23 protein-coding genes are annotated in these 22,221 nt (G+C 64.0%); 7 read left to right on the top strand and 16 right to left on the bottom strand.

Annotated features, from left to right (window positions below; translation table 11 throughout):
• The 13 genes from nuoK to AB7F41_RS08210 all read right to left on the bottom strand — a co-directional run bounded on the left by nuoK (position 1) and on the right by AB7F41_RS08210 (position 11,754).
• The gene (nuoK, locus tag AB7F41_RS08270) at positions 1-309 is read right to left on the bottom strand and encodes an NADH-quinone oxidoreductase subunit NuoK (RefSeq protein WP_428380804.1); all 309 of its coding nucleotides are present in this window, start codon (positions 307-309) and stop codon (positions 1-3) included.
• A gap of 15 nt (positions 310-324) precedes the next feature.
• On the bottom strand, positions 325-927 hold the full coding sequence (locus tag AB7F41_RS08265) for an NADH-quinone oxidoreductase subunit J (RefSeq protein WP_428380658.1): 603 nt from the start codon (positions 925-927) through the stop codon (positions 325-327).
• Positions 928-982: 55 nt separating this feature from the next.
• Entirely contained in the window at positions 983-1,471 is a 489-nt protein-coding gene (gene nuoI / locus AB7F41_RS08260; protein ID WP_428380656.1) for an NADH-quinone oxidoreductase subunit NuoI, read from the bottom strand.
• A 7-nt stretch (positions 1,472-1,478) separates the two neighbouring features.
• On the bottom strand, positions 1,479-2,504 hold the full coding sequence (gene nuoH, locus AB7F41_RS08255; RefSeq protein WP_428380802.1) for an NADH-quinone oxidoreductase subunit NuoH: 1,026 nt from the start codon (positions 2,502-2,504) through the stop codon (positions 1,479-1,481).
• Between the two features lie 35 nt (positions 2,505-2,539).
• Positions 2,540-4,600: an NADH-quinone oxidoreductase subunit NuoG gene (gene nuoG, locus AB7F41_RS08250; RefSeq protein WP_428380654.1), complete on the bottom strand. Its 2,061-nt coding sequence runs from the start codon at positions 4,598-4,600 to the stop codon at positions 2,540-2,542.
• Positions 4,601-4,634: 34 nt separating this feature from the next.
• Positions 4,635-5,939 (bottom strand): NADH-quinone oxidoreductase subunit NuoF, encoded by a 1,305-nt coding sequence (nuoF, locus tag AB7F41_RS08245; RefSeq protein ID WP_428380652.1) that lies wholly within the window; start codon positions 5,937-5,939, stop codon positions 4,635-4,637.
• Between the two features lie 20 nt (positions 5,940-5,959).
• Positions 5,960-6,574 carry an NADH-quinone oxidoreductase subunit NuoE gene (nuoE, locus tag AB7F41_RS08240; protein ID WP_428380650.1) on the bottom strand — a complete coding sequence of 205 codons (615 nt, stop codon included), beginning with the start codon at positions 6,572-6,574 and terminating at the stop codon, positions 5,960-5,962.
• Entirely contained in the window at positions 6,574-7,794 is a 1,221-nt protein-coding gene (locus AB7F41_RS08235; RefSeq protein WP_428380648.1) for an NADH-quinone oxidoreductase subunit D, read from the bottom strand. Before AB7F41_RS08235 ends, nuoE begins: the two co-directional genes overlap by 1 nt.
• Before the next feature lie 11 nt (positions 7,795-7,805).
• Positions 7,806-8,408, bottom strand: a complete 603-nt coding sequence (locus tag AB7F41_RS08230) for an NADH-quinone oxidoreductase subunit C (protein ID WP_428380646.1) — start codon at positions 8,406-8,408, stop codon at positions 7,806-7,808.
• A gap of 168 nt (positions 8,409-8,576) precedes the next feature.
• The gene (locus AB7F41_RS08225) at positions 8,577-9,167 is read right to left on the bottom strand and encodes a NuoB/complex I 20 kDa subunit family protein (RefSeq protein WP_428380644.1); all 591 of its coding nucleotides are present in this window, start codon (positions 9,165-9,167) and stop codon (positions 8,577-8,579) included.
• Positions 9,158-9,523 (bottom strand): NADH-quinone oxidoreductase subunit A, encoded by a 366-nt coding sequence (locus AB7F41_RS08220; protein WP_428380643.1) that lies wholly within the window; start codon positions 9,521-9,523, stop codon positions 9,158-9,160. The genes AB7F41_RS08225 and AB7F41_RS08220 overlap by 10 nt, the downstream gene beginning before the upstream one ends.
• Positions 9,524-9,708: 185 nt before the next feature.
• On the bottom strand, positions 9,709-10,521 hold the full coding sequence (locus AB7F41_RS08215) for an ATP12 family chaperone protein (RefSeq protein ID WP_428380642.1): 813 nt from the start codon (positions 10,519-10,521) through the stop codon (positions 9,709-9,711).
• 159 nt (positions 10,522-10,680) lie between these two features.
• Entirely contained in the window at positions 10,681-11,754 is a 1,074-nt protein-coding gene (locus tag AB7F41_RS08210) for a pseudouridine synthase (protein ID WP_428380800.1), read from the bottom strand.
• Positions 11,755-11,917: 163 nt separating this feature from the next.
• On the opposite strand from AB7F41_RS08210, the gene AB7F41_RS08205 reads away from it, so the two are divergent.
• From AB7F41_RS08205 to AB7F41_RS08195, 3 genes are all read left to right on the top strand, one after another.
• Entirely contained in the window at positions 11,918-12,739 is an 822-nt protein-coding gene (locus AB7F41_RS08205) for a hypothetical protein (protein WP_428380640.1), read from the top strand.
• 42 nt (positions 12,740-12,781) lie between these two features.
• Positions 12,782-13,384: a MotA/TolQ/ExbB proton channel family protein gene (locus AB7F41_RS08200; protein ID WP_428380638.1), complete on the top strand. Its 603-nt coding sequence runs from the start codon at positions 12,782-12,784 to the stop codon at positions 13,382-13,384.
• A gap of 78 nt (positions 13,385-13,462) precedes the next feature.
• Positions 13,463-15,241, top strand: a complete 1,779-nt coding sequence (locus AB7F41_RS08195; protein WP_428380637.1) for a sodium:solute symporter — start codon at positions 13,463-13,465, stop codon at positions 15,239-15,241.
• Between the two features lie 3 nt (positions 15,242-15,244).
• Here the strand turns inward: AB7F41_RS08195 and AB7F41_RS08190 are convergent, their stop codons facing one another.
• Together AB7F41_RS08190 and AB7F41_RS08185 are read right to left on the bottom strand one after the other, a co-directional pair.
• Positions 15,245-15,838, bottom strand: a complete 594-nt coding sequence (locus tag AB7F41_RS08190) for a hypothetical protein (RefSeq protein ID WP_428380636.1) — start codon at positions 15,836-15,838, stop codon at positions 15,245-15,247.
• Positions 15,839-15,934: 96 nt separating this feature from the next.
• Positions 15,935-16,750, bottom strand: a complete 816-nt coding sequence (locus AB7F41_RS08185; protein ID WP_428380634.1) for a sterol desaturase family protein — start codon at positions 16,748-16,750, stop codon at positions 15,935-15,937.
• Positions 16,751-16,963: 213 nt separating this feature from the next.
• Between AB7F41_RS08185 and AB7F41_RS08180 the strand changes: the two genes are divergently transcribed.
• From AB7F41_RS08180 to pnp, 4 genes are all read left to right on the top strand, one after another.
• On the top strand, positions 16,964-17,485 hold the full coding sequence (locus AB7F41_RS08180) for an SRPBCC family protein (RefSeq protein ID WP_428380633.1): 522 nt from the start codon (positions 16,964-16,966) through the stop codon (positions 17,483-17,485).
• Positions 17,486-17,501: 16 nt separating this feature from the next.
• Positions 17,502-17,954, top strand: a complete 453-nt coding sequence (locus AB7F41_RS08175) for a PAS domain-containing protein (protein WP_428380631.1) — start codon at positions 17,502-17,504, stop codon at positions 17,952-17,954.
• 146 nt (positions 17,955-18,100) lie between these two features.
• Positions 18,101-18,370, top strand: coding sequence for a 30S ribosomal protein S15 (rpsO, locus tag AB7F41_RS08170; RefSeq protein ID WP_428380629.1), 270 nt, complete (start codon positions 18,101-18,103; stop codon positions 18,368-18,370).
• Positions 18,371-18,567: 197 nt separating this feature from the next.
• Complete coding sequence (pnp, locus tag AB7F41_RS08165) at positions 18,568-20,724, top strand: polyribonucleotide nucleotidyltransferase (protein ID WP_428380627.1); 2,157 nt, start codon at positions 18,568-18,570, stop codon at positions 20,722-20,724.
• A gap of 37 nt (positions 20,725-20,761) precedes the next feature.
• On the opposite strand, the gene AB7F41_RS08160 is transcribed toward pnp, so the two are convergent.
• Complete coding sequence (locus tag AB7F41_RS08160) at positions 20,762-21,730, bottom strand: glycosyltransferase family 4 protein (RefSeq protein WP_428380625.1); 969 nt, start codon at positions 21,728-21,730, stop codon at positions 20,762-20,764.
• Positions 21,731-22,221: the final 491 nt, after the last annotated feature.

Genomic DNA, 22,221 nt, shown 5'->3' with positions numbered 1-22,221 from the left:
TCAGCCCTTCAAGGTATTGATGTCTTCGACCGCGATCGTGCCGCGGTTGCGGTAGAAGGCGACGAGGATCGCGAGACCGATCGCCGCCTCGGCCGCCGCCACGGTGAGCACGAAGAGCGCAAACACCTGACCGGTGAGATCGGCGAGCGACTGCGAGAAGGCCACGAAGTTCAGATTGACCGAAAGAAGAATCAGCTCGATCGACATGAGGATGACGATGATGTTCTTGCGGTTGAGAATGATGCCGGCGACGCCGAGCGTGAACAGGATCGCCGCGACGACGAGGTAATGCGTAAGGCCGATGGTCAGCATGGATGCCCTCGTTTAGACGCCGGTCCGGAACGGAACTTTCTTGATTTCGATCACATTCTCGCGCGTGCGCGCATTCTGCTCTTCGATCTTCTGCCGCTTGATGTTGGGCTTGTGATGGAGCGTCAGCACGATGGCGCCGATCATGGCGGTGAGCAGCACAAGGGCCGAGGCCTGAAAGAAGATCACATATTTGGTGTAGAGGATCTGGCCGAGCGCCGCGGTATTGCTCATTTGCGGAATGATCGGATTGGCGACGGCCTCACGCGCCGTCGGCGCCACACTCCAGCCGACCGCCACCATGCCCAATTCGGCGAGCACGACGACGCCGACCGCCGCGCCGATCGGAAGATATTTGATGAAGCCCTGCTTCAGCTCGGTGAAGTCGACGTCGAGCATCATGACGACGAACAGGAACAGCACCGCGACCGCGCCGACGTAGACGACGATGAGGATCATCGCCAGGAATTCGGCGCCGGCAAGGAGGAACAGGCCCGCGCCGTTGCAGAACGCGAGGATGAGGAAGAGCACCGAGTGCACCGGATTGCGCGCCAGGATCACCACGCTCGCCGAGGCGATCATGATCGTCGCGAAGAGATAGAAAAATACGGTCGCCACGTCCTCATCCTTTTCTCATGAGCGCGCGACGCCGTCGCGGCTCAATTGGCTCACGTCAGCGATAGGGCGAATCGAGTGCGATGTTGCGCGAGATCTCGCGCTCCCAGCGGTCGCCGTTCGCGAGCAGACGCTCCTTCGTGTAGTAGAGCTCCTCTCGGGTCTCGACCGAGAATTCCGAGTTGGGCCCCTCGACGATCGCGTCGACCGGGCAGGCTTCCTGACAGTAGCCGCAATAGATGCATTTCACCATGTCGATGTCGTAGCGCGTCGTGCGGCGGGTGCCGTCGTTGCGCCGCGGCCCGGCTTCGATGGTGATCGCCTGCGCCGGGCAGATCGCCTCGCACAGCTTGCAGGCGATGCAGCGCTCTTGCCCGTTGGGATAGCGGCGCAGCGCATGCTCGCCGCGATAGCGCGGCGACTGCGGGTTCTTCTCATGCGGATAGTTGAGCGTCGCCTTCGGCTTGAAGAAGTAGCGCATCGACAGCAGGAACGCGCCGACGAATTCCGAAAGGAAGAGCGACTTGGCGGCTTGATCGAGTTTCATGACGGCCTCAACTGCCTGCCGGTCCCGCCGGCCAGAACTGCAGGACGGCGGCGACGATGATGACCATGGCGAGGGAGATCGGCAGGAAGACTTTCCAGCCCAGACGCATCAGCTGATCGTAGCGATAGCGCGGCACGAACGCCTTCACCATGGCGAAGAAGAAGAAGAAGAAGCTCACCTTCAGCACGAACCAGACGACGCCCGGAACGTAGGTGAACGGCGCGATGCTGATCGGCGGCAGCCAGCCGCCGAAGAACAGGATCGTCAGCAGCGCGCACATGGTGACGATCGCCACATATTCGGCGAGCATGAACAGCACATACGGCGTCGCCGAATATTCGATCATGAAGCCGGCGACGAGTTCCGACTCCGCCTCGACGAGATCGAAGGGCGGACGATTGGTTTCGGCGAGCGCCGAAACGAAGAAGATGATGAACATCGGGAAGAGGCGCAGCCAGTACCAGCCGGCCATGCCATAGGCGGTGTCCTGCGCGTTGACGATGTCCGTCAGATTGAGCGAACCGGCGCAGAGCAGCACCGTGATGATGACGAAGCCGATCGAGACTTCGTAGGACACCATCTGCGCCGCCGAGCGCAGCGCCGACAGGAACGGATATTTCGAGTTCGACGCCCAGCCGCCCATGATCACGCCATACACGCCGAGCGAGGACAGCGCGAAAATATAGAGAATGCCGACATTGATGTCGCCGACCGCCCAACCGTCCGCCACGGGAATGACCGCCCAGGCGGCGATCGAGAGCGTCGCCATGATGAACGGCGCAAACAGGAAGATGCCCTTGTTGGCGACGTCCGGGATCACCGGCTCCTTGAGCGCGAATTTGATGAAGTCCGCGAAACTCTGCAGAAGCCCCCATGGCCCGACGACGTTGGGCCCGCGACGCAGCTGCACCGCCGCCCAGATCTTGCGGTCCGCGAGAATCACATAGGCCACATAGATGAGCAGCACGACCGCGAGCAAAACGCTCTTGACGAGCGCGAGAAGCAGCGGATTCGCGATGAAGAAATCTGAAATGGCGCTCGCCCAACCGTCGCTCACGTCCAACGCTCCTATTCCGCCGCTTGCGCAAGCCGGCTTTGCGCCAGCGCCGAACATTCCGCCATGACCGCCGACGCGCGGGCGATCGGATTTGTGAAGTAGAAGTTCTGTATCGCCGGCGCGAAGGGGTCCTTCATCGCGACGGCCGGATGACCGGCGAGCGCTGCGACCTTGGCGGGATCGCCCGGCGCAATCTCGTCGACCTCCGCAAAGTGCGGATGGGCTTCGAGGAGCCGCCGACGCAGCGCGGCAAGCGAGTCGAAGGGCAGCGGATCGCCGAGCGCGCCCGAAAGCGCGCGCAGCACCGCCCAGTCTTCGCGCGCCTCTCCGGGCGGGAACACGACGCGGAACGCGCGCTGCACGCGGCCTTCCGTATTGGCGTAGAGGCCGGACTTTTCCGTATAGGCCGCGCCGGGCAGGATCACGTCGGCGCGATGCGCGCCGCGGTCGCCGTGCGTGCCGATGTAGACCACGAAAGCGCCGGGTTCGATCGCGAGCTCGTCGGCGCCGAGGCTGAAGAGGAGATCGAGCGCGCCGGCCTTCGTCATCGCCCGCGCGTCCATTCCGTCGGCGCCCGGCGTGAAGTCGACGTCGAGCGCGCCGACGCGCGCGGCCGCCGTATGCAGAACCGAGAAGCCGTTCCAGCCGTCGCTGACGCCGCCGAGCTTCTGCGCCGCCTGAGCGGCGAGGGTGAGAACCGCCTCGCCGTCGTCGCGCGCCAGAGCGCCCTGTCCGACGATGACCAGCAGCTTCTCGACGGGCGTTGCGGTCCGGATGAATTGCAACAGCGACTCGGGGCCGGCGCCGAGATAGTCGTAGCCATAGGTGAGATCGGCGCGTTCGCCGATCAGCGAAATCTTGAAGTCGCCCTTAAGCCAGCGCCGCCGGAGCCGCGCGTTGAGGACGGGCGATTCCCTGCGCGGATTGGCGCCGATGATGATGGCCGCGCCGGCCTGATCGATTCCGGCCGCCGTCGCATTGAAGAGATAGGACGCGCGGCCGAATTTCGGATCGAGCTTGGCGCCGTCCTGGCGGCAGTCGACGTTCGGCGTCCCCAGCCGCTCCATGAGCAGCTTCAGCGCGAAGGTCTCTTCGACCGCCGCGAGATCGCCGACGAGCGCGCCGATCCGCGACGCCGGGGTCGCCTTGGTTTTGGCGACGACGGCGGCGAGCGCCTCCTGCCAGGAGGCCGGCCGCAGACGGCCGTTCTCGCGGATGTAGGGGCGATCGAGGCGCTGCGTCTTGAGGCCGTCGACGATCTGGCGCGTCTTGTCGGAGATCCACTCCTCATTCACGAGGTCGTTGATCCGCGGCAGAATGCGCATGACTTCGCGTCCGCGCGAATCGACGCGGATGGCGGCGCCCAGCGCGTCCATGACGTCGATCGTCTCGGTCTTCTGATACTCCCAGGGACGGCCGCGGAAGCTTTGCGGCTTGGGCAGCAACGCGCCGACCGGACAAAGGTCCGCGACATTGCCCTGCAGCTCGGAGCTCATGGCGCTCTCGAGATAGGTGGTGATCTCCATATCTTCGCCGCGGCCGATGGCGCCCATGTCGCCCGTGCCCGCGACCTCCGCCGTGAAGCGGACGCAACGCGTGCAATGGATGCAGCGGTTCATCTCGGTCTTGACCAGGACGCCGATATATTTGTCCTCGACCGCGCGCTTGTTCTCGTGGAAGCGCGAACTGTCGACGCCGAAGACGAGCGCCTGATCCTGCAGATCGCATTCGCCGCCCTGATCGCAGATCGGGCAATCGAGCGGATGGTTGATGAGCAGAAACTCCATCACCCCTTCGCGCGCCTTCTTGACCATCGGCGATTTGGTGAAAACTTCCGGCGGCGCGCCGTTTGGACCGGGGCGCAAATCCTTCACCGACATGGCGCAGGACGCCTGCGGCTTCGGCGGCCCGCCCTTCACCTCGACCAGGCACATGCGGCAATTGCCGGCGATCGACAGGCGTTCGTGATAGCAAAAGCGCGGGACTTCGACGCCGGCCTGCTCGCACGCCTGCAGCAGCGTGAAATCGCCCGGCACGTCCACTTCGACGCCATCGACGAGAATCTTGGTCACTTCGATCTCTCCGGAGTCTCGACGAATTCGATCATTACTCGGCCGCCACGCGGATCGGATCGGGATGCGGATTGGCCGCATATTGATCGATGCGTTTTTCGATCACGTCGCGGAAATGGGTGATCAATCCCTGAATCGGCCACGCCGCTGCGTCGCCAAGCGCGCAGATCGTATGGCCTTCGATCTGCTTGGAGACGTCGAACAGCATGTCGATCTCCTTCTTGTGCGCGCGGCCTTCCACCATGCGCTGCACGACGCGCCACATCCAGCCGGTGCCCTCGCGGCAGGGCGTGCATTGGCCGCAGCTCTCGTGCTTGTAGAAATATGCGAGGCGCGCGATGGCGCGGATGATGTCGGTCGATTTGTCCATGACGATCACCGCCGCCGTGCCGAGGCCCGAGCCGAGCTTGACGAGACTGTCGAAATCCATCGGACAGTCGATGATCTGATCCGCCGGCACGCAGCGCACCGAGGAGCCGCCGGGAATCACCGCAAGCAGATTGTCCCAGCCGCCGCGCACGCCGCCGCAATGGGTCTCGATCAATTCGCGGAACGTGATCGACATCGCTTCTTCGACATTGCACGGGCGATCGACGTGGCCCGAAATCGAGAAGAGCTTCGTGCCCGTGTTGTTCGGCCGTCCGATGCCCGCGAACCAGGCGGCGCCGCGCCGCAGAATGGTCGGCGCGACGGCGATCGACTCGACGTTGTTGACCGTCGTCGGACATCCATAGAGGCCGACATTGGCCGGGAATGGCGGCTTCAGCCGCGGCATGCCCTTCTTGCCTTCGAGACTTTCCAACAGCGCGGTTTCTTCGCCGCAGATATAAGCGCCGGCGCCGTGATGGACGTAGAGATCGAACGGATAGCCGTGGACGTTGTCCTTGCCGATCAGCCGCGCGTCATAGGCTTCGTCAACGGCCTTCTGGAGCGCGACGCGCTCGGCGATAAACTCGCCGCGAATGTAAATGTAACAGGCGTGCGCGCCCATGGCGTAGCTCGCGACGAGCGCGCCTTCGATCAGCGTATGCGGATCGTTGCGCATGATCTCGCGATCTTTGCAGGTGCCGGGCTCGGATTCGTCGGCGTTGATGACGAGATAATGCGGCCGCTTGGGATCGATCTCCTTCGGCATGAAGGACCATTTCAGGCCGGTCGAGAATCCCGCGCCGCCGCGCCCGCGCAGCCCCGACGCCTTGATCTCGTTGATGATCGCGTCGCGCCCCCTGTCCAGCAGCGCCTTGGTGTTGTCCCACTGGCCGCGCTTGCGCGCGCCGGCGAGCGATCTGTCGCCCAGGCCATAGAGATTGGTGAAAATTCGATCCGCGTCGGAAAGCATGACTTTTCCTCTTCCCTCCGCTACTTCGCGCCGTCGCCGTAAAACGACGTCAGGCTCGTGAGCTTGCCGATCGGCTCCGAAGAGACGCGGCCGATCTGCGAGCCGGTCTTCACCGGACGACCCGCGGCGAGATTGTCGAGAAGCTTCTCGAAATTCTCGGCCGTCAGATCTTCGTAATAGTCGTCGTTGATCTGCGCCATCGGCGCGTTGCAGCAGGCGCCGAGGCACTCGACCTCGAGCCAGGAGAACAGCCCGTCGTCGGTGACGCGCCGCTGCGGGCCGACTCGGCGGTGCAGCACCTCGATGATTTCATCCGAACCGGCGAGCAGGCAGGGAGTCGTGCCGCACAGCTGGATGAAATATTTGCCGACCGGCTCCAGATTGAACATCGAATAGAAGGTCGCGATCTCGAGCACGCGGATTTTCGCCATGCCGAGCGTGGCCGCGACGCCTTCGATCGCCGCCTGCGGCAGCCAATTGTCATTCTGCTTTTGCGCCTGCCACAGCGCAGGCACGACGACGGACGCCTGTCGGCCGTCGGGATATTTGGCGATCTGCTTCTCGAGCCAGGCCTTGTTCTCGGGCGTGAATTCGAAGCCCGCGGGCTGATCTTCGGCGAGACGACGGACGGACATTAGCGATCGACCTCCCCGAACACGATGTCGAGCGACCCCAGGATCGCCGAGACGTCGGCGAGCATGTGGTTCTTGCAGAGAAAATCCATGGAGGACAAATGCGCGAAGCCCGGCGCGCGAATCTTGCACCGATAAGGCTTGTCGCCGCCGTCCGAGACCAGATAGACGCCGAATTCGCCCTTCGGCGCCTCGACCGCGGCGTAGACCTCGCCCTGCGGCACGTGGAAGCCTTCGGTGAACAGCTTGAAGTGATGGATCAGCGCCTCCATCGAGCGCTTCATCTGGCCGCGCGAGGGCGGCGTGATCTTGTGATTGGGCGTCAGCACCGGGCCGCGGTTTTCGGCGCGCATCAGCTTCTCGACGCATTGCTTCATGATCGACGTCGACTGCCGCATTTCCTCCATGCGGATCACGGCGCGGTCGTAGCAGTCGCCATGCTTGCCGACCGGGATGTCGAACTCCATCTCCTCATAGCATTCGTACGGCTGCGCCTTCCGCAGATCCCAGGCGGCGCCCGAACCGCGCACCATCACCCCGGAGAAGCCCCACTTCCAGGCGTCTTCGAGCGAAATGACGCCGATGTCGACGTTGCGCTGCTTGAAGATGCGATTGCCGATGAAGAGTTCGTCGAGATCGTCGACGACCTTGAGGAACGGATCGCAAAAGGCGCCGATGTCCTCGACGAGCTGGTCAGGCAGATCGCGCGCGACGCCGCCGGGCCGGAAGTAATTGGCGTGCATGCGCGCGCCCGATGCGCGCTCGTAAAACACCATCAGCTTCTCGCGCTCTTCATACCCCCAGAGCGGCGGGGTCAGCGCGCCGACGTCCATCGCCTGCGAGGTGACGTTGAGCAGATGCGACAACAGCCGGCCGATTTCGGCGTAAAGCACGCGGATGAGCTGGCCGCGCCGCGGAACTTCGACGCCGAGCAGACGCTCGATGGCGAGGCAGAACGCATGCTCCTGATTCATTGGCGCGCAATAGTCGAGCCGATCGAAATAGGGCACGTTCTGAAGATAGGTCCGCGCCTCCATCAGCTTTTCGGTGCCGCGATGCAGGAAGCCGACATGCGGATCGACGCGCTCGACGACTTCGCCGTCCAACTCCAGAATCAGGCGCAGCACGCCGTGCGCGGCCGGATGCTGCGGTCCGAAGTTGATGTTGAAGTTGCGCAGGCCCTGCGATTCCGGCTTCGCTGGCGAGGGTGTTTGATCGTTCATCTGCAACGCGCTCACTTGCTCGCCTTTTCGTCGCCGGGCAGGTCGTACTGCACGCCCTCCCACGGCGAAAGGAAATCGAAGTTGCGGTATTCCTGGCTGAGCCGCACCGGCTCGTAGACGACGCGCTTCTGTTCGTCGTCGTAGCGCACCTCGACGAAGCCCGTCATCGGGAAGTCCTTGCGCAGCGGATGACCGTCGAAGCCGTAGTCGGTCATGATGCGACGCAGATCGGGATGGCCGGAGAAGATCACCCCGAAGAGATCGTAGGTTTCGCGCTCGAACCAGTCGACGCCGGGATAGAGCGCGGTGAGCGAGGCGACAGGCGTTTCTTCCGACGCCGGCGTCTTGATGCGGATGCGGCGATTGTGCTTCGGCGAGAGCAGATGCGCGACGACCTCGAACCGCTCCGCGCGCTCGGGAAAATCCGCCGCCGTCACATCGATGCAGCACACGAAAAGGCAGTCAGGATCGTCGCGCAGATGGGTCGCGACGTCGAGCCAACGGTCGCGCGCAACGGTTAGCGTGAGTTCGCCAAAAGCGACCATAACGCCCGCGATCGCGCCGGGCAAGGCGCCGCTGATTTTAGCGCCGAGAGCTTCCAACTCAGCCGACATCGTATGATTCCTTGGCCTGGCGCAATTCGCTCGCCCTTCGAGACAACGGCTGCGCCGTCCCATTGGGATGCGGAATTGTTTGACCCGAACCCGCTCTCATCGCTGAGGAGCCCGCGCAAACGGGCGTCTCGAAAGACGAGGGCGGACAACAACCCCTCAATTCGCGTGCTAGCGCTCGATCGTGCCCGTGCGCCGGATTTTCTTCTGCAACAGCAGCATGCCGTAGACGAGCGCCTCCGCCGAAGGCGGGCATCCCGGCACATAGACGTCGACCGGAATGATGCGGTCGCAGCCGCGCACCACCGAATAGGAATAGTGGTAGTAGCCGCCGCCGTTGGCGCAGGAGCCCATCGAGATCACGTAACGCGGCTCCGGCATCTGGTCGTAGACCTTGCGCAGCGCCGGCGCCATTTTGTTCGTCAGCGTGCCCGCGATGATGATGCAGTCGGACTGGCGCGGGCTCGCGCGCGGCGCGAAGCCGAAGCGCTCCAGATCATAGCGCGGCATCGCCGCCTGGATCATCTCGACCGCGCAGCAGGCGAGGCCGAAGGTCATCCACATCAGCGAACCAGTGCGCGCCCAATTGATGACGTCGTCCGTCGCGGTGACGAAAAACCCCTTGTCGGCGAGTTCGTCGTTGAGATGCAGGAAAAACGGATCGTCCGACCCGACAGGCTTGCCAGTGCGCGGATCGATCAGCCCCTTGGGCTGCGGCGCGATCAGCGTCTGGCGCGCGCCTTCCTTCTCGATCAATCCCATTCCAGAGCTCCCTTGCGCCACTCGTAGACGAAGCCGACGGTGAGCACGCCCAGGAAGACCATCATCGACCAGAAGCCGAAGGCGCCCGCTTCCTTGAAGGCCACCGCCCAGGGAAAGAGAAAGGCCACTTCGAGATCGAAAACGATGAAAAGAAGCGAGACCAGATAGAAGCGCACGTCAAATTTCATGCGCGCGTCATTGAATGGGTTGAAGCCGCATTCATAGGCGGAGAGCTTTTCGGGGTCCGGCGCCTTGAATGCGAGCAGGAAGGGCGCAACGAGCAGCGCGCCGGCGATCACGGCCGAAAGCGCGATGAAGATCACCAGCGGCAGATATTGTTCGAGCAGCAGGGGCATCGAGTCTTGTCCGACTTCGGCGGGGCGAGGGCCGGTCGCGGGAGCGTTTCCTTGGCGGTTTTCCTTAGAACGACTCCAGGCCGCGCGTTCCGTAACAAAGGCCATTGTGCAAAGCAAGAGAGGAAGCGCTCCGACGGCGAATTGGCCGCAGCTTTGGGCGCAGGCGCCTCTTAATTGCGCGGCCGTCAGTCGTCGGCGGATTCGCGCGACAAAGTCGCCGCCGCCGCGAACTCCCGAAAGCGCGCCGACCGTCGCGCCAGGGCTTCGGCGTCCTCGCCCCAGGCGCGCATCTGCCAGTCTTCGTCGACGTTGGCCGCCTCCCAGGCTGCGTCCGCATCCAAGCGGCGAAGCGCTGTCGCAAACGCAATGATCGCAGACCCCGTCAGCGTGGTCATGACGTCCAGCGCCGCGAGCCTGAGCGGCGCGCCCGGACCCTCCCCCACATAGTCGCGCACGGCGCGCGCAATGGCGTCGAGCGCCTCCTGCGGCTGTTCGACGAACATGACGCCTTCGGCGAGCGCGAGCTTGGCGCCAAGCGTTTCGCGCGCAAAGGCGACAAGGGGGTCCCAGGCGGCGCTTTGCGCGGCAGCGAGGCCTTCCGGCTCCCCGGCGCGGTAACATATCAGGTCGGAGCCGGCGTATCTGACGACCTCGGCCTCGACTTCGGCCATCTGCGTCGCCACCCCGTCAAGGGCGGTGTTCATGAGCTTGGTGAGCGGCATCGTGGCCGGATCGATCGTCTCGCCCTGGCTGGCCCATTCGGCGGCGACCGCCTCGGCGAGCGGCGGCGACGGCGCGACCAGACGACGCCGCGCCGGCGTATTGACCGGCCGGCCGTCAAGAAAAACGCCGTAGCCGCCCTCCGCCGGCCCCGCGGCCGCCTCCTTATAGAAGCGCTTTGGCAGGGCGCGCGCCGGGTCGCGCGCGGCCTTGACCGGGTCGCGCTCCTCGGCGGCAACGAAGAAATCGGCGTCGAGGCCGGTCGGTTCGTTTGACATTTGTCATTCCCTAGCGTTCGCCCCACCGCTCAACGCGCGTCATTCCCGACGCTCGCGTCAGCGCGCGATCGGGAATCGAGAGCGATCTCAGCGTTCCTGGATCCGCTCCGGATTCCCCGTCAGGCTGCTGCCTGCCGAAATGCCCGTCCGCGACAGGCCTCAAGCGTCCGGCGCGTCCTCGATCGGATCGTGACGCTTTGCGTCGAAGCCGAACAGCTCCCAGCTCTTCCGCATATGATCGGGCAGCGGCGCGGTCACGTCCAGAGTTCCGCCGCCCGGATGCGGCAGCGTGAGGCGGCGCGCGAGGAGGTGGAGTTTGCGATCGAGCCCGTCCGGCATCGCCCGCAGCGGATCGCGCCGGCGAACCTCGTCCTCGGCGCGATGGCCATATTTGGGATCGCCGAAGATCGGATGGCCGATCGCCTCCGCATGGGCGCGCAGCTGATGCGTGCGGCCGGTGAGCGGCTTCATCGACAGCCAGGCGCAGCGCGGCGCGACCTTGTCGACGATGGCGTAATAGGTCAGCGAATGCTGGGCGTCGGACTCGCCATGTTTGGCGACGCGCATTTTCTCGAGCTCCCTCGCGCCGCCTCTGGATGTCTCCATGCCGGCGCCTTTCGCCAGATAGAGCGAAATCCGGCCCTGCGCGGGCTTCGGCACACCCTCGACGAGCGCCCAATAGATCTTCTTCGCCTGCCGCGACCGGAAAATCTCGCCAAGTTCGGCGGCCATCCGCCGATTCTTGGCGACGAGCAGCACGCCCGAGGTGTCGCGGTCGAGGCGATGCACCAGCACGGGGCGCGTATCGCCCTTGGCGAGCGACTCCAGCATGCCGTCGATGTGGCGGGTCTGGCCTGATCCGCCCTGAGTCGCCAGGCCATAGGACTTGTTGAGCACGAGGACGTCTTTGTCCTCGAAGAGCGTCATCGCCTGCAGCGCGCGCGCGTCGTCCGGCCGCGCGCGGCGGACCGCCGGGGCCGCAGGCGCCTCGATTCTCAACGGCGGCACGCGAACCTTTTGCCCCTCTTCCAGCCGCGTCGACGTTTCGATGCGCTTGCCGTCGACCCGCACCTCGCCCTTGCGGCAGATTTTCGCGAGATGCGACAGAGCGAGCGTCGGATAACGACGCTTGAACCAGCGATCGACGCGCATCCCCGCTTCGTCTTCCGTGACGACGGCGGTCGAGACGCCGCCCGCGGCGGCGGGCGCAGAGGAGTTCGGACTGGAGGCCATGACGGGCTTATCGGCCAAAGCTCGCCGCATGTCGATCAGGACGCCACAGGCGATTTTGCGGGCGCTGCACAAAGCCGCACTGTTGCGTGACCGCTTGAAGCGCCGAACTTCCCGCGTATGATGCAGATCATAAATGGCGCATCGGCGGCGGAGCGCTCCCAAAGTGAATAAGATTTCGACGAGTCCCAAAACAGGCGCGGACGTTCAAGAACGCCCGCCGCTTAGACCCCGTTGGCTGTATGCCGCTTCGACCGCTTCCGTCGTCGGGATTTTCCTCGCCTTCTTCGCTTCCGGGATTTATTGGCCGGCGTCTCCGGTCATCGATCTCGGCGGCATAAGCGCGGACCTCATCCCCGAAGGCGTGTCTCTGGAGGCCGGAGATCCGGCGCCGGAGGGAGATTCGCTCGACGATCCGCTGCCGATCGAAACGGCGGCCCTCACTGAGGAGGGCATGGACGAGCTGATTTCAGACGAGCCGCCGCCGCCCTTGATCATGGAGCCGGACGCGGTTCAAGCGCCGGAAAAGCAGAAAAAGACCGAGAAAAAAGAAAAGGTCGAGAAGCCCAAGAAGGCCGAACGAAAGCCCCGAAAGGAACGCGAGGCCGGAAACGCGCGCAGCCGCCAGACCGAGACCGGACGGCGCTACGGCCTTCCGGGAGGAACCGGTCAGGGCGCAGGCAGATCGCGCGTCGGCGGCCGCTTCGGACTGCCGGGCGGACGCGGCGACGGCTCCGGCGCTTCGCAGGCGACCTGCCTGGCGCAAATAGCCTCCTCAATCCGCGGACATACGCCGGCTACGACGAGTCTCGGGCCGGGAACGGTGAATGTCACCTTTTATGTGAATTCCGGCGGCGGCATTTCGGGCATTTCAGCTTCCGGGGGCAGCGCCGCACATGCGGCGCTCGCGCGGCGCATCGTCGCGGCCTCCCGCGGGCCGAGCAGCTGCGGGGCCGTGTTCGCCCGGCAAGGAATCACCTTTCGATAGAGGCTAGAGCCTGGCGCATAAGAGCCGCAGGAGAGACGCGCAATGAATCTCGCCCCCATGTCGCCGATCGGCATGTTTCTCTATGCCGGACCTGTCAGCAAACTGGTCATGGCCTTCCTTCTCGCGGCGGCTGTCTGGACCTGGGTTCTCCTCATCGACGGCGTTTTTGTTCTTCTCCGGATCTCGAAAGCGCTGGATCGCGCGCGCGCCGGCGGCGACATTGGCGTCCTCTGGCCGATCGCCGACGCCGCCCGCGAGGCGACCGAAGTCGAACTGCCCAACGAAACGATTCACCAAAGGCGCGACCGCGTTCTGCAGCAGACGAACCGCGCCGCGCGCGAATTCATGCTCGACGCGGAAAGCGGGCTTCCCGTTCTGGCGATCGTCGCCTCGGCGGGGCCGTTCGTGGGCCTCTTCGGCACGGTCTGGGGGATCATGTCGAGCTTCGCCGGGATCGCGGAGACCCAGGACACGAGTCTGGCGGTCGTCGCTCCTGGCATCGCCGACGCGCTCGCGGCGACGGCGTATGGGCTCGCCGCCGCCATCCCGGCCGCGATCGGCTACAACCGCATGGGCGTGGCTTTCGGGCGACTAAAGGAAAAGATGACGCGCTATATCGCGACCTATGCGCGTTCGATCGCTTAGCGCGTGAATGCGCGCCATCTTGGCCGAGGGAGCGTCCTCAATTAGACTCGCGCTCTTTCCGATTCAACGAGGCCAATGATGAGCGATCGGTCCAGCGAGCAGGCGGCGCTCGAAAGAGCCAATCTCGACGCCCGAATCGCCTTTGTGGCCGCGAGCTTTCTCCTGGCTTTCGCATTCGCGGCGCTTCTCGACCGCGTCGGCGCGCCGGAGCGCTTCGTCGGCGCTGCGCCGCCGTATTTCACCATCCTCGGGCTCGCGACCCTCGGCTTCCTGCTGCATTCGATGCGGGTGTCGGTCTATTACACCGCCGGCCGCGCCCTGCCCGCCGCGTACGCCGGCTTCGCCAACGCCGCGATCATCGTCGCCCTGATGCTGCCGTTCGGCGCGCGGCTGGCCGGACATGGCTGGACTGTGGGGGCGATCGCCGGAGTCTTCATCGGCCTTGCCGTAGCGGGACTCTATCTGGGACCGCTGCTGCGCAAGACCGGGGTCTTTTCGATTTCCGAAATCCTCTGCGCCCGCTTTCCCAGCGCCGCGGCCAGGGTCGGCTTCATCGGCGCGGTGGCGCTGGCGTCGACGCTGCTCGCCGCCGCCGGCGGCCTGCTTGCCGTCAACGCGCTGGTCGACCTCACCGGCGCCAATCGCAGTTTCGCGGCGTTTCTCATCGCCGCGGCGAGCCTTATCATCGCCGGTCCTGGCGGGCTTTCGGGCGTCATGTGGGCGGCGGCGGCGGCCGCCGGCGTCGCGTTGCTGGGTTTCGGCTGGCCGATCGCCGCGCTGAGTCTTCATGACGCGCTCCCGAGCGGTCTGATCTTCGGCGGCCCCGCCTCGACCGAAGCCGCGCAGCTGCTGGAGAGCTGGCGGGTGTCGCCGACGCGCCTCGGCCTCCCGATTGATGTCGCGACGATGATTGCCGCGGCGCTTGGCGTCGCGACGCTTGCGCCGGTGCTCGCAGCCTCGGTGACGACGATCGACAAGCGAAGCGCGCGCCGCGCCGGAATCGCCGCTCTCTTCTGGAGCCTCGTCATCGCGCTGCTGGCGGCGGCGGCGATCGCCGCATCGGCGCTGTCGCTCTCCCGCGCGACGGTCGGACAGTCGCCGGAGCGGCTGCCGCAGGCGATCTATCAGGCCAGCGAGCGCGGCCTCATCAGCATTTGCGGCTTCTATGTGCGCGGCCCTTCGGAGGCGCAGCGCGCCTGCGCGGGGAAGGGACATGCGCTCGGCGCGCCGCTCGCCGCGTCGGACATTCGGCCGGTCGACGGCGATTTTCTGCTGGGCGCGCTTCCGCAGATCGCCGAGCTCGGCGCGGCGTCTTCCGGGCTTATCGCGTCCGCGCTTGTGGCGCTGGGGCTGGCGCTCGCGACGGCCGGCCTGCAAGCCTGCGCGACGGCTTTCGGCCATGACGCGCTGTATCGTCTGCGCGGCGAGATCGACCTCACGAGCCGCCGCCTCGCGGTCAATCGCGTCACTCTCGTCGCGGTGTCGACGCTCGCTTACGTCGCGGCGGTCGCGGGCGTCTTCACGCCCGGCGCGCTGGTCGCCGCGGCGCTCGCCGTCTCCGCCGCCTGCCTCGCGCCGTCTCTCGCCCTCGCCTTCTGGTCGCGCGCGGGCGATCGAGAGGCGATCCTCGCGCTCTGCGGCGGCGCGGTCGGCCTGTTCGGCGCGCTGGCCGCCGCGGGTTCGCCCAATCGCTTCGAAGCCTATGCGCTCTGCGCGCTTGCCGGCGTCACGCTCGGCGGCGGGCTGGGATTGATGGCGGGGCTGGCGTCGCGCGAAGACAAGCCGGCGGCCCGGGCCTTCATCACCCGCATGCTGCGGGGCGACGCGCAGATGCTGCAGCCCGACAAAGGCGCCTAGCGCTCACGGCTTTGCGCCGAAGACGTCCTCGCCTGGCGTGATCTTGCCGAGGACGACCGGCGTGTCCACGCCGCAGACGAAGTCGCGGGCGCGCCGGTCGGCGATCTCGCGCGCCAGTTCGTTGGCGTTCGGGTTGGCGAGCGCGTCGACATAGCCGACGTGGCAGACGGCGCCCGGCGGCAGGCGCGTGACGACCAAGGCGCGGCCGCGTATTTCGCGGTTCTCCATGTCGGCGGCGCGTTTCACGTTCCAGCGCATGATCCCGGCGAAGGGCTTGCCATTGGAGAGCCGCCATTCGACGACGCCCTTATAGAAATCGTTGAAGGGCGCAAGCGTCTGACCCGCCGCCGGTTCGTCCTTGGCCTTCGCTCCGAAACTGACATACATGCGCTGGTCGCCCGCCCCGAGCCACATGGGCGCGCCCGCATGGCCCTTGCAGCGCCACTCGCCATAGTCCTCGATCGCCGTCCCCGGCCGGTGTTTGCAGTCGCGGCGCACGTCGAGCTTGGTGTAGGCGGAGGAGATGTCCTGCGCCGCGGCGGGCGCGAAGCCGCTCGCGACGACAAGCAGCGAACAATATTTGGCGATGCGTTTCATCAGGGCTCTCGAGAAACAGCGCGGATGCGGCCCGGCGTCGATCGTCGCGATCTTGCGCGTTTCAGACCGGGCGCGCTTTGCGCAGGCGCACGCAGCCTAAGCCTGAGATTGCGACTTTCGCGGAACGAGATGCACGATGCGCGCGAGCCGTCGCTCGGTCAGAAAGGCCAAACTGAAGAGCTGAATGAAGTTTTCCGCCTCGATCAGCTCGAGGCCGATGGATTTTGGCGTCAGAACCTTGCGCGTGCCAAAGATGATGTCCCAGATCGAAAGGACGATTCCATAATTGCTGTCGTGCTCGCTGCGCAGCGTCGAGTGATGCGCGCGGTGCAACGACGGCGTGATGATGAAATAGGACAGAATCCTCTCGCCGGGAATCGTGATGTTGGCGTGGTGAAACAGCACGAAGAACATGCGCGCAACCTCGCAGGACACCACGACATGCGCCGGCGCGCCGATGAGGACGGCGCAGACGCATTTCACGATGACTTCCAGCAACTGATCAAAAACGTGAAACCGCAGCCCGGTCGTGACGTGAAAGCTCTTATCGCTGTGATGAATCTTGTGAAACAGCCAGAGCGCTTCCCATTTGTGGCCGAGAAAATGCCACGCGTACACTGCGAAATCGAACAACACGAAGCTTGCGATCCATTTCGAAGCCCCGTCGGGCAAACGCGATAGCAAGCCGTAGCTCGAATAATTCGCGGCGACGACGAGCAGGCTGGAAACGGACAGGAGATTCATGATGACGTTGTTGATCAGAAACGCCGAGGCGTTGGTGGAGAATGACGCCTTCAATCCCGCAACCGCGAATTTCTTGTAAGGACGGAATTTCTCGACGACCAGCAGGATCGAGAAAAGACCGAAGACCGCGATCAGCAACTGGTTTTCGATATTTGGCGCACCGCTCATGGCCGACCTCGCCGGTTGGAATGGGCCGTTGAAGCAAACGCTGACCCGAGGGAAGAGATTGGCGCTTTTTCCGCCCTGAAGACCGTCGATGTTCGCCAACTTGCCCTCGTTTTCGGACGACGCGGACGATGTCGTCCCGATCGCCCTTGCCCATCGCCCGAAAAAGCCTAGCTCGTCCGAGGGAGCCCACCCTGTTTTGAGCCGGGGCGTCGCATGCTGGGACTTAACGTCAATCTCCAAGGCTTGAGCGCGCCGCGGCCGTCAGCGGTCAGCGGCGTCGCCCGAACCGCGATTTCCCGGCCGCGTGACGATGCGTTCGACTTTGTCGCTCGCGATTTTTTCGCAAACTACCCGCGCTGGTGTCCGCAGGTCGTGGAGCTGGAGCCAAGTGAACGCGCGCCGGCGCGCGTCGGGATGACCGCGCGTCAAGTCACGATCGAGCGGGGCATTCGCAGCGAGAGCACATTTGAAATCGTGGCCGTCGAACGCCCGCGCCGTCTCGCATTGGAAGGACTCTCCGAACCCTTCTCATCCTTCTATGAATTCGAGCGCCAGTCGGATGGGACGATGCTGATTTTCACCTTCGAATTGCGCGAGATCGAAATTTCGATGCGACCCTTCGTGAAATTGATTCGCGCCGCATTGCAGGACGGCGCGGAGCAGATCGTCGAAAATATCCGGGCGCTTCTCGAAACCGGCGCGCCGTCGGCGGAAACCGCAGGCGCGTCAAAATGACATTGAGGTCCGAGCGATGTTCATTGTTCAGAAAGATGGCGGGATCATCCCGAAGATTCTGACGCAGATTCTCGATTCATGCGTCAACGGCGTCACGCTGGCGGACCCGGATCAACCCGACGCGCCGATCGTCTATGCGAACAAGGCGTTCGAAAGCATGACCGGCTACGGCCAGGAGGAGATCATCGGCCGCAATTGCCGTTTTCTGCAAGGCGACGACCGCGATCAGGAAGGGCTTGCGCCCCTGCGAGAGGCCTTGCGCAAGCAGCAACACATTGAAGTGACGCTGCGCAACTATCGGAAAAACGGCGAGTTATTCTTCAACAAGCTCAATATCACGCCGTTACTGGATAATGGCGGCGCGGTGATCTACTTTCTCGGCGTCCAATATGACGTGACCGAGCTTGTCCGCGCGGAAGCGGAAATCGACAAGCTTGGGGCGCGACTGAAGGCGCTGGAGAAGGCGTAAGGCCTCTATCCATCTCCCGCATTTCTGCTATAAGGCCAGCGCACGCCCCGGTTCGCCGGGGCGGCTCCGTTTTCGCGCGACCTCGCTGGACGACATCCCGGCCCGGGCCGCGGAGCGCGGATCACCCCGAAAGACAAGGACAACCGATGTCGATCACGGCGGAGCGCAAACAGGCGCTCATCAAGGAATATTCCACCAAGGCCAATGACACGGGCTCGCCTGAGGTGCAGGTGGCGATTCTCACCGAGCGAATCGTCAATCTCACCGAACACTTCAAGACCCACGCGAAGGACAATCACTCGCGTCGCGGGCTCCTGAAGCTGGTTTCCCAGCGCCGCCAGCTGCTCGACTACGTCAAGGTGCGCGACGAAGCGCGCTATAAGAGCCTGATCGAGCGGCTGGGGATCCGCCGCTAAACAAAGCATTAGCGAAAGCGGCGCGCCCATGCGCCGCTTTTCCACTACGGAGCGTCTAGGGACGCTCGCCACGACCAACGCGTAAAGTCATGGCAGGATCGCCGGACGCTGCGTCGACGCTTTTTAGAAACATCGCTGCCGCAGCTTCTCGCCGTCTTGCTCATGACGAACCGCGGGTTCATCAGAGAAAGACCAGCATGTTCCAGATTCACCGCGAAGAACTCGATTGGGCCGGGCGCACGCTCGTGCTCGAGACCGGCAAGGTCGCGCGTCAGGCCGACGGCGCCGTGATGGCGAGCTACGGCGAGACCACCGTGCTCGCCACCGTCGTCTCCGCCAAGGCGCCGAAGCCGGGGCAGGACTTCTTCCCGCTCACAGTCAATTATCAGGAAAAGGCCTTCGCGGCGGGCCGCATCCCCGGCGGCTACTTCAAACGCGAGGGCCGTCCTTCCGAACGCGAAACGCTGGTGTCGCGCCTCATCGACCGGCCGATCCGCCCGCTGTTCCCCGACGGCTATCGCAATGACACGCAAGTGATCGTGACCGTCCTGTCGCATGATCTCGAAAACGATCCTGACATCCTCGCCATGGTCGCCGTCTCTGCGGCGCTGACGCTGTCCGGCGTGCCGTTCATGGGGCCCGTCGGCGGCGCGCGCGTCGGCTACGTCAACGGTCAGCTGAAGCTCAATCCGACGATCGAGGAGATGAAGCTTTCCGATCTCGATCTCATCGTCGCCGGCACGCATGACGCCGTGCTGATGGTCGAGTCGGAGGCCAAGGAGCTTTCCGAAGAGACGATGCTGGAAGCGGTGATGACCGGCCACCGCGGCTTCCAGCCGGTGCTCGACGCCATCATCCGCCTCGCCGAACGCGCCGCCAAGGATCCGCGCGACCTGGCGACGCCCGACACGACCGAAATCGCCAAGGCGATCTCGGAGGTCGCCGAAGCCGATCTGCGCGAAGCCTATAAGCACACGGTGAAGCAGGAGCGCTACGCCGCGGTCGACGCCGCCAAAGCGAAGGTGATGGCGGCCCTCGCGCCCGAAGGCGGCGAGCCGAAATTTTCCAAGGAGCAGATCTCCGAAGCCTTCAAAGAGCTTCAAGCCAAGGTCGTGCGCAACAATATTCTCGACACCGGCCTGCGCATCGACGGCCGCGACGTGAAAACCGTGCGTCCGATCGTCGCCGAAGTCGGCGTTCTGCCGCGCACCCACGGCTCGGCGCTCTTTACCCGCGGCGAGACTCAGGCGCTCGTCGTCGCGACTCTCGGAACGGGCGAAGACGAGCAATATGTCGACTCGCTCGAGGGCACCTATAAGGAGCGCTTCCTGCTCCACTACAACTTCCCGCCCTATAGCGTCGGCGAGACGGGCCGCATGGGCTCGCCCGGCCGTCGCGAGATCGGCCACGGCAAGCTCGCCTGGCGCGCCATCCGCCCGATGCTGCCGGCCGCCGCCGAGTTTCCCTATACGCTGCGCGTCGTGTCCGAGATCACGGAGTCGAACGGCTCGTCCTCCATGGCGACGGTCTGCGGCACGTCGCTCGCGCTCATGGACGCCGGCGTGCCGCTCAAGGCGCCCACCGCCGGCATCGCGATGGGCCTGATTCTCGAAGGCGAACGCTTCGCCGTGCTCTCGGATATTCTCGGCGACGAGGATCATCTCGGCGACATGGACTTTAAGGTCGCGGGCACAGGCAATGGCGTGACCTCGCTGCAGATGGACATCAAGATCGCAGGAATCACCGAGGAGATCATGAAGGTCGCGCTCGCTCAGGCTCGGGACGGCCGCATGCATATTCTCGGCGAAATGGCGAAGGCGATCGCGAGTTCGCGCGCGGAGCTCGGCGAATTCGCGCCGCGAATCGAGACGATGAAGATTCCAACCGACAAGATCCGCGACGTCATCGGCTCAGGCGGCAAGGTCATCCGCGAGATCGTCGAGAAGACCGGCGCCAAGATCAATATCGAGGACGACGGCACGGTGAAGGTCGCCTCCTCGGACGGCAATTCGATCAAGGCGGCGATCAACTGGATCAAATCCATCGCCTCCGATCCCGAGGTCGGAATGATTTATGAGGGGACGGTGGTGAAGACCGCCGACTTCGGCGCCTTCGTCAATTTCTTCGGCGCCAAGGACGGACTCGTTCACATTTCGCAGCTTTCCAAGCAGCGCGTGAACAAGACGACCGACGTCGTCAAGGAAGGCGACCGCGTGAAGGTCAAACTTCTCGGCTTCGACGACCGCGGCAAGGTGCGCCTGTCGATGCGCGCCGTCGATCAGGAGACCGGCGAAGACCTCGAGGCCAAGGAAAAGGCCGAGAGGGAAGCGGCCGCAGCGAGCGGCGGAGAATAGGACTCCGGCCGGGCGGCTTTCCGAAGCCGCCCGCCCATCAAATAAGCGCCGGACTGCTGATCCTGCGCGGAGGCCAGACCTGGATGCGCGTCTGATAGGCGTCGTTCAAGACCAGATCGGCGAGATTGCGCACGGAATCGTCCCACGAATAGGTCGGCAGTTTTTCCTTTGTGGTCGGCTCGCGACAGAGATCTTCGATTTTCTTGGCAAGGTCGACCGAGTCCAGCAAGTTGAAATAGCGGACGTGGGGTCCGCCGGTTTCCTGGAACACTGGCAAATCCGAGGCGACGACCGGAAGTCCGTAACGACCGGCTTCAACGAGCGGAAGACCAAATCCCTCAATCATCGATGGATACACCAACGCCCGCCCGTGGGCATAGCAGTGACGAAGGTCAGCGTCGCTCGCGTCATCGAGCCAGAGAAGACGTCCGCCATATTCGCAATGTTGCTTGATGCGATGTTCGAGAGCTTCGCTTTGCCACCCTGCTCGGCCAATGATGACGTATCGAGCGTCGACTCCCTGCGACCAAAGCCGTTCGAAGGCGTCTAGCGCCACCGGATACCCTTTTCGTGGCTCGAGAGTGCCCACGCTGAGAAAAAACGGCGTCTCGCTTTCCGTCACGGCTTTGACGGCGGCGGAGATCGGATCGTGATCCTCATCGTCGAAATCCGCGCCCAGTCGCCACAAGCCGACGCGAAGATGGGGCTTTGTGGCGAGATTTTTGCGCATGACGTGAGCGACAAAATTCAGCACAGTGGTTTTTGAGACGCCGATGATGCGATCGCTCTTCAAAACGATTTTTTCGAACCACTCGTTGAATTCGTCAGTCATGCGCGGCGTGACGCTGAGCGGATGGACCACAGGGATCAGGTCGTACAGAACCGTTATGAGCTGGCCGCCGACATCGGCGAGATCCTCGATGAACGGCAGATGTTCGGAGAGCAATCCCCAGCTTGCATCGAGCAGCACAAATTTGTCGCCTGCCCTGAACTTGATCGGGTTCATAAGCGACGGATGCTCATAGTACGAACGAAGTTCGCCATTTTCGACAACGACGGGAAGCGCAAATCCATCCCGGATCGATCTTCTGGCGATCTCGCGAACAACCCGATGAACGCCAGTTTTCCCTCCAAGCCGTCGCGTCGGCGTGACGTCAATGAACACACGGCAGGAGGAAATTGAACGACACGCGTCATCCCACTCGAGATCTCTTGGTAAAGTCGGGCGGGGCTCGACAGGCCGAGGCCTCGATCCATCGTGCAGATGCGCAAGGCCGAGCCGTCGGGTCACGGTCCAATATAATTCTCTGCATTTGAGATAGACGAAAGTCGTCACAGGATCGAACGCCTCGGCCATTCTTTTTCGATTTATTTCGAGGTTCTCTTCCTGAATCTGCGCCGCCAGATAAAGAGCGACTTGGCTTTCGTAATCAATTTGCGGCTCCATCTTGCTCTTCTCCAGAGTGCGCGCCAAGAACGCGGACGAGCGCCAAGCGT

It is taken from the genome of Methylocystis sp. (assembly GCF_050251305.1).
In the GTDB taxonomy this organism is placed as follows: domain Bacteria; phylum Pseudomonadota; class Alphaproteobacteria; order Rhizobiales; family Beijerinckiaceae; genus Methylocystis.
Note: the sequence above shows the minus strand (reverse complement) of the source record. Positions and strands in the feature narration are given on the sequence as shown.

Excerpts from the sequence above, each read along its gene's own strand:
- nuoI (WP_428380656.1), bottom strand. The coding sequence starts at position 1,471 with ATGAAACTCGATCAAGCCGCCAAGTCGCTCTTCCTTTCGGAATTCGTC.
- nuoF (WP_428380652.1), bottom strand. The coding sequence starts at position 5,939 with ATGCTTTCCGACGCGGATCGAATTTTCACCAATCTCTATGGCCTGGGC.
- nuoE (WP_428380650.1), bottom strand. The coding sequence starts at position 6,574 with ATGTCCGTCCGTCGTCTCGCCGAAGATCAGCCCGCGGGCTTCGAATTC.
- AB7F41_RS08235 (WP_428380648.1), bottom strand. The coding sequence starts at position 7,794 with ATGAACGATCAAACACCCTCGCCAGCGAAGCCGGAATCGCAGGGCCTG.
- AB7F41_RS08230 (WP_428380646.1), bottom strand. The coding sequence starts at position 8,408 with ATGTCGGCTGAGTTGGAAGCTCTCGGCGCTAAAATCAGCGGCGCCTTG.
- AB7F41_RS08225 (WP_428380644.1), bottom strand. The coding sequence starts at position 9,167 with ATGGGATTGATCGAGAAGGAAGGCGCGCGCCAGACGCTGATCGCGCCG.
- AB7F41_RS08220 (WP_428380643.1), bottom strand. The coding sequence starts at position 9,523 with ATGCCCCTGCTGCTCGAACAATATCTGCCGCTGGTGATCTTCATCGCG.
- AB7F41_RS08215 (WP_428380642.1), bottom strand. The coding sequence starts at position 10,521 with ATGTCAAACGAACCGACCGGCCTCGACGCCGATTTCTTCGTTGCCGCC.
- AB7F41_RS08210 (WP_428380800.1), bottom strand. The coding sequence starts at position 11,754 with ATGGCCTCCAGTCCGAACTCCTCTGCGCCCGCCGCCGCGGGCGGCGTC.
- AB7F41_RS08200 (WP_428380638.1), top strand. The coding sequence starts at position 12,782 with ATGAATCTCGCCCCCATGTCGCCGATCGGCATGTTTCTCTATGCCGGA.
- AB7F41_RS08195 (WP_428380637.1), top strand. The coding sequence starts at position 13,463 with ATGAGCGATCGGTCCAGCGAGCAGGCGGCGCTCGAAAGAGCCAATCTC.
- AB7F41_RS08190 (WP_428380636.1), bottom strand. The coding sequence starts at position 15,838 with ATGAAACGCATCGCCAAATATTGTTCGCTGCTTGTCGTCGCGAGCGGC.
- AB7F41_RS08185 (WP_428380634.1), bottom strand. The coding sequence starts at position 16,750 with ATGAGCGGTGCGCCAAATATCGAAAACCAGTTGCTGATCGCGGTCTTC.
- AB7F41_RS08180 (WP_428380633.1), top strand. The coding sequence starts at position 16,964 with ATGCTGGGACTTAACGTCAATCTCCAAGGCTTGAGCGCGCCGCGGCCG.
- AB7F41_RS08175 (WP_428380631.1), top strand. The coding sequence starts at position 17,502 with ATGTTCATTGTTCAGAAAGATGGCGGGATCATCCCGAAGATTCTGACG.
- rpsO (WP_428380629.1), top strand. The coding sequence starts at position 18,101 with ATGTCGATCACGGCGGAGCGCAAACAGGCGCTCATCAAGGAATATTCC.
- pnp (WP_428380627.1), top strand. The coding sequence starts at position 18,568 with ATGTTCCAGATTCACCGCGAAGAACTCGATTGGGCCGGGCGCACGCTC.
- AB7F41_RS08160 (WP_428380625.1), bottom strand. The coding sequence starts at position 21,730 with ATGAACCCGATCAAGTTCAGGGCAGGCGACAAATTTGTGCTGCTCGAT.